The 11,805-nt window shown below is 57.8% G+C and carries 11 protein-coding genes; 10 read left to right on the forward strand and 1 reads right to left on the reverse strand.

The genetic code is table 11. From position 1 onward, the window contains the following. Nucleotides 1-425: Uma2 family endonuclease (locus NW852_RS02970; RefSeq protein ID WP_414426450.1), on the reverse strand; the 425-nt coding region annotated here is incomplete at its 3' end. A gap of 175 nt (nt 426-600) precedes the next feature. Between NW852_RS02970 and csx2 the strand changes: the two genes are divergently transcribed. The 10 genes from csx2 to cas2 all read left to right on the forward strand — a co-directional run bounded on the left by csx2 (nt 601) and on the right by cas2 (nt 11,684). After that, on the forward strand, nt 601-1,872 hold the full coding sequence (csx2, locus tag NW852_RS02975; RefSeq protein WP_414426451.1) for a TIGR02221 family CRISPR-associated protein: 1,272 nt from the start codon (nt 601-603) through the stop codon (nt 1,870-1,872). Nucleotides 1,873-2,147: 275 nt separating this feature from the next. Beyond that, entirely contained in the window at nt 2,148-5,102 is a 2,955-nt protein-coding gene (gene cas10, locus NW852_RS02980; protein ID WP_414426452.1) for a type III-B CRISPR-associated protein Cas10/Cmr2, read from the forward strand. Continuing rightward, on the forward strand, nt 5,099-6,223 hold the full coding sequence (locus tag NW852_RS02985; RefSeq protein WP_414370229.1) for a type III-B CRISPR module-associated protein Cmr3: 1,125 nt from the start codon (nt 5,099-5,101) through the stop codon (nt 6,221-6,223). Before cas10 ends, NW852_RS02985 begins: the two co-directional genes overlap by 4 nt. Nucleotides 6,224-6,267: 44 nt before the next feature. Beyond that, entirely contained in the window at nt 6,268-7,038 is a 771-nt protein-coding gene (gene cmr4, locus NW852_RS02990) for a type III-B CRISPR module RAMP protein Cmr4 (RefSeq protein WP_414366230.1), read from the forward strand. Nucleotides 7,039-7,051: 13 nt separating this feature from the next. After that, nucleotides 7,052-7,444: a hypothetical protein gene (locus NW852_RS02995; RefSeq protein WP_414366231.1), complete on the forward strand. Its 393-nt coding sequence runs from the start codon at nt 7,052-7,054 to the stop codon at nt 7,442-7,444. Continuing rightward, nucleotides 7,444-8,085, forward strand: a complete 642-nt coding sequence (locus NW852_RS03000) for a Uma2 family endonuclease (protein ID WP_414370228.1) — start codon at nt 7,444-7,446, stop codon at nt 8,083-8,085. Before NW852_RS02995 ends, NW852_RS03000 begins: the two co-directional genes overlap by 1 nt. A gap of 29 nt (nt 8,086-8,114) precedes the next feature. Next, nucleotides 8,115-10,088, forward strand: coding sequence for an RAMP superfamily CRISPR-associated protein (locus tag NW852_RS03005; RefSeq protein ID WP_414426453.1), 1,974 nt, complete (start codon nt 8,115-8,117; stop codon nt 10,086-10,088). A gap of 29 nt (nt 10,089-10,117) precedes the next feature. Continuing rightward, nucleotides 10,118-10,417, forward strand: coding sequence for a CRISPR-associated protein Csx18 (gene csx18, locus NW852_RS03010; RefSeq protein WP_414426454.1), 300 nt, complete (start codon nt 10,118-10,120; stop codon nt 10,415-10,417). Next, complete coding sequence (gene cas1, locus NW852_RS03015; RefSeq protein ID WP_414370225.1) at nt 10,417-11,406, forward strand: CRISPR-associated endonuclease Cas1; 990 nt, start codon at nt 10,417-10,419, stop codon at nt 11,404-11,406. The genes csx18 and cas1 overlap by 1 nt, the downstream gene beginning before the upstream one ends. Beyond that, on the forward strand, nt 11,406-11,684 hold the full coding sequence (cas2, locus tag NW852_RS03020) for a CRISPR-associated endonuclease Cas2 (RefSeq protein ID WP_414335550.1): 279 nt from the start codon (nt 11,406-11,408) through the stop codon (nt 11,682-11,684). The genes cas1 and cas2 overlap by 1 nt, the downstream gene beginning before the upstream one ends. Nucleotides 11,685-11,805 lie beyond the last annotated feature (121 nt).

Here is an 11,805-nt window from a genome sequence, read left to right on the forward strand (position 1 = left end):
GGGATCCCGGCTTCCAGATAGTCCGCTGCCTTTTGAACCACAGCCCCAAAACTCTGGCCGGGAGAAAGAATCTCCACTACCAGTTCGGGAATGGCCGAACAGGGCTCATCGGCCATGGCTTCAATTGGCAATCGCTCATGGGAGATGTAGGTGATGTCTGGGATCGGGATCCAGGGCTGCGCTTGTCGGGTAAGGAGAATTGCCCATTCAGTATGAGCAGATCCCGGCTTGGGGCACTCAGCAGCGGAGCACCAGTCCTCAAGGATTCGCCACAGAATGGGCTGAAGACGAGCATGGAAGCGCTTTGGCGACATGGGTTCATGTTTGGGAACAGCTTGCCCATCGACCAGCTCGTAGGTAGCGTCTTCCTCTGGCAAGGCAAGAAACTGTTCAGGAGTCATCGATAGCTTTTCGGTCGAGAGCATGCCAGGATCCCCATCGTTCCAGAGGCCAACTGCTTTCTAGGCTAACTCTGGCCTCTTTCCACCTTCACTGCTTGGGAAAAGGCGTCTTGTTTTCGTGAAGGGGGGGCTTCCAGGTCGCGGTAGCTTGCAGGCGGTTGTGCTTTGATGCTTTGCAGACCCAACCGCGAGGATCCCCATGGCTAAAACCCTTTTGACCACCCTGGGCACCGGCGATTACACCGAGACGGTGTATTGTTTTGGGGAGCGGCGGGCAGAGAAAACCTGCTACGTTGCCAAAGCCCTCTGCCAGCTCTTTGAGATTGACAGAATTATCCTCCTGCTGACGGAAGAGGCCCGTGCCAAGCACTGGAGCCGCCTGCAGGAAGATCTACCGCCCCATGTGGAGAAGGTGGCCAAAGGCATTCCTGAGGGCAAAACCGAGGCGGAGACCTGGGCCATCTTCGACGTGCTGGTTGACAGCATCGAGCCCAACACCCGGCTGTTTTTTGATATCACCCACGCCTTTCGCTCCATCCCCCTGCTGGTGCTCTTGGGAGCTGCCCTTTTGCGCAAGGCCAAAAATGTCGAGATCCAGGGGCTCTACTACGGCCTCTACCGCCCTGGTCAGGCAGAAACCCCCATTATCGATCTCACCCCCGCCCTTCGGCTTTTGGACTGGCTGACGGCCACCGACAAGTTCATCAGCACCGGCTCAGCCCTGGAGCTGGGACAGCTTTTGGACAGGGTTCAACGGGACTTTTACCGGCAGCAAAAGCCCGGCAAAAGGGATCCCAGGCCTACCCGGCTGCAGAGCTTTGGGCAAGCCATCCGCGACATCTCCCGTTCCCTGGAGCTGGTGAGGCCGGTGAGCCTTTTGGAGGATGACCTGCCCAGGTTGCAAAAGCACTCCACCCAGGAGTTGGCCGAAGAGGTGGGCCAATTTGCTAAGCCCTTTGGCCTGCTGCTGCAAAGCATTCAAGATAGCTACAGCCAACTGGCGCTGCCGGCAGACCAGAAGGAGGATCCCCGAGCTCAAGTTCAAAAGCACTTTCAACTGCTGCGCTGGTATGTGGAAAAGCGCTTCACCACTCAAGCCCTTCTCCTGGCCCGCGAGTGGGTGGTTTCTGCCCTTTGCCTCTGTGAGGGGATCCAAGACTACCGCAAACGAGAAGCGCGGCAGGGAATTGAACAGCAGTTGGGATCCCTCATCCAGCAAGCGGAGCCGGCTCAGTTCCTTCCTCCCATTGCCGCCCACGTCCCCGATGTCCAGCAGCTTGCTGATCTTTGGTCTCGCCTTAGCCAGTACCGCAACGACGTGGCCCATGTGCAGATGAATCCCGAACCTCTTCCCAGCGAAGCTCTGGAGGGCTTTGTGCTGCGGGATCTGCTGCCCAGGCTGGAGGCGCTGTTTCCGGAATTGACCCGGACAGAAGGGGAATTGGAAGGGGATCCTTCCATTTCTCAGTAGGCTACAGACATCGGCCCACCCTCAGGTTCTGAGTTTTCAAGCTCGGTCAAACAGTTGGCAGGGGCTTAGCTTGCACAAGTCCTACTGAGCTGGAGAAATACTAAAGAAACCTGAGGGCTGGTCGGGATTGGTGGATTTTGTTTTGTAGCTTCTGCACCCAGGTATCGGGTGGCTGTTGGGGTTTTGTTTACTTTTTTGTTTCTTGCGCGTTCAGTTTTTAACTCTCCTGCGAAAACACCATGTCTCATCACTACTGGCAAGCGAAGCTCTGGGGTTTGCTGCATGATCCTGCCCTCAAGGCCCTCCACGACGCCTCTGGCCGCGCTAAGGAAGGGCTGTGGCCAAACCTAGCGGCGATGCAAGGGTGGATCTCGCCCAAGGCGGAAGGATCCCTCCTAGCAAGCGTTGGCGATGCGGATCTGGTTGCCGCCGCCAGCGATCGGGCTGCCATTGGCCACCTGCCGGTTGCCATCGACTACCAGGTAGCGGATCGCGGCTACAGCCTGGGGCCGGGCCTAGAGATGAGCCATCTGCTTTCGGGGCGCAAGCGCTTTTGGCAACTGCCCGAAGAGGAACACCGGGCCCTGCAGCAGGCCGGCTCCCGCGCCGAGCACCTGATGCAGCTAGAGAAAAAGGTGATTCCCGATTGGATCCGGCAAGAAGAGGAAGATATCCAGAAGGTGTTCTGGTGGTTCTGGCGCTGTTTTCCCCAGGCGCTGGTTCGGGAGTTGGGCGATGAGAACCTCCTGCTTTTGCCGGCGGAAACGCGGCTGCCGGATGGATCCCTGTGGAGCCACACCAGTGTCGTGGCGGCCCTGGCGGGCTGTTTGGCCGGCTACGACGAGCCCAAGTTCACGCGGCCCTTTTTGGCCAGCTTCACCTTCAACCCCATCCAGGAGCTGATTAAAGCCAGCCGCAAGATGCGGGATTTCTGGGCCGGATCCTGGCTGTTGCACTACCTCTCGGCACGGCTTTGCTGGCGGCTGGCAGAAAAATACGGTCCCGACTGCCTGCTCTACCCCAGTCTCTACGGCCAGCCGTTGATCGATGCCTGGCTGCTGGAGAAGTACCCCAAATTTGCCGAGTGGATCCCGCAGCCTTCTGCCCACGCCCTGCTCACCGCCGGCTTCCCCAACGTGATCCTCTTGCTGTTGCCGGAAGAGCGGGTGGAGGCGGCCATGCAGTTGGCCCAGCAGACCCTCAAAGAAGAATGGCGCCACCTGGCCGAAAGAGCGCTGGAGCACCTGCAACTGGAGCGCCGCTGGCTGGTGCAGTTGCGCCCGGAGGATCCCACCTGGGAGGGATGGCTGGAGCACCAGTGGCAGCTCTATTGGGCAGCAGCACCCCTGGGATCCCCCCAGCAAAGGCTCAAAGACACCGCCATCCTCAAGTCCCAGGAGCCGGTCGAACGGGATCCCTGGGTCAGCGCCCAAAACCGCACCTACCACCTAACAGGAGAGCGGCAGCTTTTTGCCGACGCGGAGCTGAAGTTCCTGCGGATCAGCTTCTGGGATCCCCAAAAGCAGCAGCGCCGCCAGGGCAAGCCGGGGCTGAACGTCGGCTCCTGGTGGGCAGCGGCGGTGGAGGCGACGCGCCGGCTGCAGGCTGCCTGCAAACAGGCCCGCGATTGGCAACTGCCGGTGGCCTTTGGACCGCGCAGCACCGTCTCCGGCCTGGGGCCGGTGGTTCACCCTTCCCCCAGGGATCGCTGGATTGGCGAAGGGGAGAGCCGGCGGCTTTGGCAGCGGCAGGCGGGGCTTTTCGATGGCCGCGAGCAGCTCAACGCCACCGAAACCGTCAAGCGGGCCCTGGACAAGGTGTTGCCGGAGCTCTTTCCCAACCTCGATGAAGACAAGATTGCCGCTTCCTACCCCGATCTCACCGCCGGTGTGGCCGGCTACCTGAAAACCCACGGGCGACGGGAGCAGGAGCACTTGGAGCAAGCCTGCCGGGCCGTTGAGGCCATCCACCCCGGCATTCGGGAAGTGCTGCGGGAGATGCGCGGCAAGTGGGGGATCCCGTGGGCCGACCAGCAGAACCTACGCTACCACCCGCGGCTGCTCAACGCCGGCTGGCTGGTGGAAGACCTGGAAGCAGACGCAGCAACCCAGAAGCGCTGCCGCCAGGAGATAGAAGCCACCCTCAGCCGCTACTACCCCAGCATCAACCCCGCCAGTTGGTACGTGCTGGCCGCCGGCGACGGCGACGACATGGGCCAGTGGCTGAGGGGGGAGAAGATGCGACCCTACTACGACTACCTGCCCCAGCCGCTGCAGCGCCTAGCCGATAAACAGAAGGACACCATTGGCCAGGTCATCAACTCCGAGGAGCTCGACCAGGTCAAGGACGCCTTCAGCGAGTTTGTTAAAACCAGCCGCAAGCGCATGGGCCCGGCCACCCACAGTGCCCTCAGCCGCGCCCTGTTGGATTTTTCCGGCCAGTTGGTGCCCTACCTCACCGAGCAGCGCTACGCCGGCAGGCTCATCTACGCTGGGGGAGACGACGTTTTGGCCTATACCAACCTCTGGGAGTGGGATGGCTGGCTCTGGGACATCCGCCAATGTTTCCGCGGCGGCGAAGACGACTGGCGGGAGTTCGCCAACGAAGGGGACTACTGGCAGTGGCAAAAGGCGCAGTTGCCGCCTGGCCTCAGCCGCCGCCCTCTTTTTACTCTGGGATCCCTGGCCAGTATTAGCTTTGGCGTGGTGATTGCCCACCACTCGGTGCCCTTGGCCATTGCCCTGGAAAATCTCTGGGAGGCGGAAAAAGACGCCAAAGGGCAGGCCTATGCCCATGGCAGCCCCAAGGACAGCGTCCAGGTGCGGGTACTGTTTGCCAACGGCAACCAACTGGTGGGCACCAGCAAGTTCGACACCTTCGACAAGTGGAAAGACCTGCTGGATTTTGACTGGAAGTTGCTGGGCCAACAGCAGGATCAAAGCTCGCTGTTTGAGCAGGCTGCCCAGCTCTGGGAGCAGCACCCCGCCCCCAGCTTGGAAGCTGTGCCCGATTGGGCCCGCTTGTTCTGTAGCCGCCGGGATCTCTTTGGCGGCGAAAGCGAGCAGAGGGATCGCTTCCAAGCCAAGCTAATCGAGTTTATCCAGCACTTTTGGCAGCACAGCCTGCCCGCCCAGCCGGCAGCCTGGGATCTGGCCATCAAAAACTGGTTTAAGCTAGCGGCCTTTGTGCTGCGCAACCGCACCGTGAAATTGGGGAGGAACGGTCGATGAGTTGGTTCACGCTATCGCCTTTGGATGTGTGGATGTTTCGCGATGCCAGGCCCTTTGCGCCGGGGGAGCGGGCCTGGGCCACCAGCGGCTTTCCGCCCAGCGGCCACACCCTGGCCGGAGCCATCCTGGCCCACCTGGGCCAGCCGACAACCCTGCGCCTGCTCGGCCCCTTCCTCTGCTGGGATGAGCAGCTTTACTTCCCCAGCCCCCTGCACCTTGACCAGGGATCCCCGCTGGTGCCCATCCCCTGGCTGGAAGAGGAGCATTCCTACAGCGGCTACCGTTGGGATCCCACTCGGCCCGCCCCTTTGGTAGCAGCAGCTCCGGAGGAGGAACGGCCAAGCCCCAAGCAAAAGGCCGCCGGCTACCTGCCCTTTCAGGCGGTGCAAAAAGCGCTGCAGGGCAAGGGCTGGGATCTGGCTCAAGCCGTTCCGCCCCCCTGGGTGGCAGAGGTGCGGCCCCACAACACCCTGCAGGCAGGCAAACGTCAGGTGCGAGAAACCGATGGCTACTTTGTGGAAACCTGCATCCGCCTGCAGCCCGGCTGGAGCCTGGCTCTTTCCATCGAGTGCTGGGATCCCGAGCGCGAAACCTGGGATCCCTTGCCCCTGGAGCAAGAAGAGGTGGTGCGGCTGGGGGGAGAAGGCCACGGCGCTCTCCTGGGCCCTTGCCCAAAGCTGGGCAAGCAGTGGCAAGCGCTGCAGGAGCTCTCCCAAGAGACCTTCCGGCAAACCCGGCGGGCCTTGGCCTACCTGGTTACGCCTGGAGTGTTCATCAAGAAGGTGGATGGGCGCTCCCTCTGCCGCGCCTGGCCCTGGGAATGGCGCTTGGCCACCCCCCACCCTGCCCACTCCCTCACCGGCCCTCTGGTAAGCGTGGCCACCGGCAAGCCGGTTCCCATCAGCGGCCGCCTGCAGGTGGATTCCCTAACAGAGCCGCGCAAGACCAGCTTACCGGCTCCGCAAGTGTTTGCCGCCCCGCCCGGCAGCGTCTACTACCTGGAGCAGCCGGCTCCCCTTGGGCAGGACGAGCCGGAGCTGGAAGATGGCCGGCTCAACGTCTTCCACCGCTGGCGGCTGTTGGGCTACAGCGAGTTGCTCTGGCTGCCTTGGGTTAACTGATGCTTTTGCAGCCCTGTTCTTTGTCGATAAGGAGTGTTTTTTCGATGACTTTTCACCTGGTCTATCTCACCCTGTTAACCCCCCTGCACACCGGCGGCACCACCCAAGAAGGCAACCTCTTGGGCATTGCCCGCGAAGCCCACACCAACTTGCCCTACATTCCTTCCAGCACCATCCGCGGCAAATTGCGGGCCAGTGTGGCTGAGAAAGAGTTAAAGTTTGAGCTCTTTGGCAACGAAATTGGGGAGGGGGATCAGCTTACCCAAGGCTCCATTTGGATTGGGGATGGATCCCTGTTGTGGGTGCCGGTGGCTTCCCTCAGCCACGGCGTAGTCTGGATGAGCTGCCCCCTCTTGCTCAAGCGCTGGCTGCGGCTAAGTGGCCAGCAGTTGCAGGTGCCGGATCCCTATAGCACCAACTTGGAGACAAACCGGCCCCTCTACCTCAAGGATGCCATCCTGAAAAATGGCCTGAAAAAGTGGGCCAACTGGCAAGACTTTGTCAAGTCTTCCAGCATCACCCGCGTCATCGTTTTGCCGGATCAGCACTGTGCCACCCTTATTCAAATGAGCCTGTGGCGGCAGGTGAAAGTTAAGCTCAGCGAGCACAAAGTTGTAGAAGGCGGCTTTCGCTACGAAGAGGCCATTCCCCCCGATAGCTTGATGTACTTTACCTGGGGGGTAACAGCCCAAGCCAATGGCAGTTCCCAAAAAGCAGTGGAGCAATTTCGGAAGCTTCTGCAGGATAACCAGCTTCTGCAAATTGGCGGTCAGGAGAGCCTAGGCCGGGGCTTTGTCGAGTTGTCTTGGAACTAGTTGAGGAGGTTTTATGGAAACTTTTGATCCCCGCACGTTGGCCAAGCCTGTTTACGAATCCCTTCGCCAGTTAAGGGCTCAAACCAGAGACCAAGAAAAGCTTAAGGAGCAGAAAAACCAGGCTGTGGAACTCTACACCTACCTTTCCACCTGGGGCATGCTGCGCCTTAAGGCAGAAGAAGATGCCCTCGGCCAAGACGGCAAAAAGCAAGTGGTCAAGGAGTTCTTTAATTGCCTGGAAGAGATTTCTGGTCAGAAGGGAATTGCTAACTCCAATGGTCTGGATCGTCTTATGGGACTGGGAGTCGAAGAGTATCTAGGTTTAACAGGGTTAGGGCTGGCTTTGGCTCAGGAGTTTGGCTTTTGGGCCATGGCCATCTACCACGACATTAAAGGAGGGGAGTAATGGGCGTCGCGATCCCCCTGCAAGCGATTTCCCTGCAAGAAGGCAGCCGAGTGGTTATTCATTCTCTTACCTGGCAAGACTGCGAGAGCATTCTGGAGGAGCTGGGCGAAGATCGCCACACTCGCATTGCCTACTACGATGGCACTTTTGAGATCATGTCTCCCTTATCCAAACACGAGCGCCTTCATCGCATTGCCGGGTATATTGTCTCAGCCATTCTCGATTCTCAGGGTAGGGATTGGGAAGACTTTGGCTCAACAACCCTTAAAAAGTCAGGCAGGGCTGGAGTGGAGCCCGACACCTGCTTCTATGTCAATCACCTGGAGTTGGTGCGAGGTTGCGAGGGCAGGATCGATGTCGATCAGTTGCCCCCACCTGATCTGGCCATCGAGTCCGACGTTACTTCCCGAACTTTTATTGAGGCCTATAGAGCCATCGGCGTGCCGGAAGTTTGGATCTTGGGTGAGCGAAGTTTGCGGATCTTTATCCTGCAGGGAGAAGACTACGTAGAATCAAGCTGCAGCCGGCTTTTTCCAGACTTCGACATCCCCAATCTTGTACCTCAACTCATTCGACGCGCCCTAGAAATTGGTACCAGCACCATGTTGCGTGAATTTCGCCAAACCCTTGGCAATTCCTAACCCTGTTTCCCGCTTTTGGAGAAGATCCCATGACCGGTCATCGCCCTGCTCGTCCTGGCAACACGCCTCAGCCGCTTGCTCGTCCCCCCAGGCCAGGGGATCCCAGCCGCCGGCCGCCTCAGGAAAATCGAGGCCCCAATTCTCCTAGAGGAGGCAATGGAGGGGGAAACCAGCCGCGCGGTGGAGGCGGTGGCGGAGGAGGCAACAATCCTCAGCCCTCGCCTTGGCTGGGTCACCCCTTGGATCCCACGCCCAGGCCGGATCCCACCGCCGGTTTTATTGAATATCTGCGTTGGATGCGAGCGCGGCTCGATGCTTTTAAAGACGGCACCAAAGCGGAGCTGGCGCACCAAGTGGAAACAACGATCAACCTTGGAGCCCGCTTGAAAGTTTTGAACGAGCGCACCCAACGCATTGCCAGCGACACCTTTCAGGTTACCTGTCTCTGGCGAATTCGAGTCGGTGGGGCCAAGGGCCCAGAGAGCATGTTGCTCCCCGCTTTCGATCCCTTAGGGATCCCTTACATTCCCAGCTCCACCCTGCGCGGTGTAGCCCGCTCCCAGGCCATTCGGGAGCTGATGCGAGAGCGCAACCTATCTTGGGATCAAGCAGACCAAGCTGTAGCTCCTTGGTTTGGCCACCTACAAGCTGAGGAAAAAGATAGCGCCGGCAAGGTTGTCTTTTTGGATGCCTATCCGGTACCCACTCGCCCCCAAAGGCGGGAGGATCCCGATAACTCCAAAACGGGGGGGCTGGCTGTAGATATTGCTAATAACGTCTGGAAATGGAATGGAAAAAATCTTGAATACTCGACCAACCCCAACTTATTTTTCTCTCTCAAGCAAGCCACTTTTTTGATTGGCCTGCGCAAAGGCAGCGGCTGCACCGATGAGATGCTGGATCAAGTTAAGCAATGGCTCCTCCGGGGTTTGGAGCAAGGGGTGGGATCCCAAGTAAATACTGGCTACGGCCGGCTGGTTTCCTCAGGAAGATCCCCCGACAAGTACCGGGGAGAATTCTTGCGACTGCCCTTTGAGCTAGAAGGCCAACTCATTCACGGGCGCCAGGTAGTCAACTGGAGACCCGACAAGAATCGCTACGACAACCGATCCATCGCCGAAGTGCGGCCCGTGGCCTTTAAGAATATGCTGCGCTATTGGTTCCGCACCCTTGCCCTGGGAGTTTTGCCGGTCGATCAGGTGCAGGAGTGGGAAGGGCAACTTTTTGGCGCCATCACCCCTAAGCAAAAACACGGCTGGATCCATGTAGATCTCCTAGATGGCAAAGTCTCTCAGCCGGAGCCGGAGCCCAATCAGCAAGGAAGAAATAAACCTGCCGGACGACAAGAAGGGATCCTCGTCTTGAGTCTTTCGGGCGAGTGCCAAAATTATGCTTTGCAGGAAGATCAAGAGGCGGCGAAAAAGCTCTTTGCCAACCTCACCTGGATGATGTTCCATCTGGGAGGTGTGGGCCAAGGGGCCAGAAGACCCTGCTACTCCCGCCAAAACCGCGAGCGGGCTCCCTGGTGGCGCGGCTCTACCCTAATTCCCAGGTCAGAGGATGCCTTTTGGGAGCTGCCGAAATCGGTGGCTGAGTTTCAGAAGCTTTTCCAAAAGCGTCTGGAAAACTTTTTTGCCGCTCTCAAGACTCTAACCAAGCAGGCTATTAACCCCAATAGCCCAAGAAGTGTTGGCCAAGTTGACAGGGATAAATGGCCGCAAGCAGTGGATGCCAACTGCCAGATTGTGGTCTGCAGCGGCGAGGAAGAGTTTAATAAACCCTATGCCCTGGCAACTTTGCATCGTCTTGGCCGGCAGGGCGAAGGCCGGTACGACAAGTTCTTGTGTGGGGGTGTACAGGTACCCTCTCCGGTTTGGATTGCCGATTTGGGTGATTACCAAGTGGTTACCGTTTTTGGAGCAACGGCGGATCCTAGGAAAAGGTATCTCGACGAGCTCAAGGGAAGTGCCGATGGCTTTGGAGTAATCTGGCCCTTGAGATAGAAAAATCTTGGAGAGTTTTCGGGAAAACCATGCCTAGAAAGAAGATCAAAGCCAAAGTTCTTAGAAACCTTGTTACAGCTACAATCAATGGCCTGATTACACTAGTCATTTTGCTCATTGCCCCCTTGGGCCTGGCAGCCGTGATTACCAACACTATTTTGGTTGCAATTGCCAGCTTCTTTTCTGGAAGCTTAACGGAGGCGATTATGGATCTTTTGTCAAGCTCTGAAATTGATGTAGATGTTTTACCAGAAGAGCGCCAATCCAAGACCAGCACTTCCATAGAGCCAAGGCGAGGCTCAGAGAGTCTGCGTCGAGATGATCGATAATGCGAACCTTGTATGTTTCCCAGCAAGGGTGCAGGCTAAGCCTCAGGCAAGAGTTTGTGCTGGTTCATTTGAGCGATTTGCTCTTGCAGGAGGTGCCTCTGCCCTTGCTGGAGCAAATTTTAATCTTCGGCCGATCGCAAGTGACTACCGATGTTGTAAGAGAGTGCTTGAAGCGCAATATCCCCATTGCCTACCTCTCCCGACTCGGCTATTGCTACGGTCGCCTCATTCCCATTGAAAGGGGCTACCGCCGCTTGGCCCATTGGCAACAAACACTCCCTGAAGCATGGCGATTGCAAACAGCAGCCCAGATAGTGCGAGCTAAGCTCCTCAATGGGCGCGTGTTGTTGATGCGGCAACTTAGGCAGCGCCCCAGCGAAACTGGGGATCTAACCCTGCGCAGCCTGGAACATCTAGCTGAGCAAGTTCTGCAGGCTAAGTCTCTAGATCAATTGCGCGGCATTGAAGGGATCGGCGCAGCCCTGTATTTCCCAGAATTGGGCAATTGCCTACAACAAAAAGGATTTGTTTTGCTCAAGCGCACCCGACAACCACCCACCAATCCAGTCAATGCCATGCTTAGCTTTGGCTATATGGTGCTCTGGAACCACCTATTAACCTTGATTGAGCTGCAAGATTTGGATCCCTATCAAGGTTGCCTACATGCCAGCAGTGAACGCCACGCTGCTCTGGTTTCCGATTTGCTGGAAGAGTTCCGAGCACCTATTGTGGACTCCCTGGTACTGTGGCTTGTCAATAGCGGCGTTATGGATATCCAAGAAGACTTCGAGTATCGAGATGGGGGCTGTTTTCTCAACGATGCTGGCAGAAAGAAATACCTCAAAGCTTTTCTCCAGAGAATGGAGGGATCCATTACAACTCCTGCTGGGGATCAGCCCCGCTGGGATTTGCTAACACAGCAGGTTAAGAAGTTTAAGCAGTCCGTCTATAATCCTCAAGACTTGTATCAGCCTTACCGGATTCGCTGATGTTTCTTTATGTTGTTACCTACGATACCCCCTGTGACAAGCGCCGCAAGAAAATTGCCGACTTGCTAGAAGGCTACGGCAAGCGGGTGCAGTACAGTGTCTTCGAGTGCGTCCTCAACAAGGACAAGTTCGAGGAGCTCAAGCTACGGCTCCGGAAAAGGATCAAGCCCAACGAAGACAGCGTCCGCTTCTATCCCCTCACCAGCCACGCCCTCGATCAAGTGGAAATCTGGGGTGAACCCCCTTTAACTGCACCCCCTGGCTCGGTCATCGTGTAGCTCAGGCAACTTTCCCCCTACCTAAGTACTTGATGTTCTCGAAAGCACACAAAAACGGTATCAGCAGCTCTGCGAGCGCCTCGCCAAATCCCGCAAAGGCCGATTCTTTCGTTGACCCGCT

Source organism: Synechococcus sp. H60.1 (assembly GCF_047462335.1).
Lineage (GTDB): Bacteria > Cyanobacteriota > Cyanobacteriia > Thermostichales > Thermostichaceae > Thermostichus.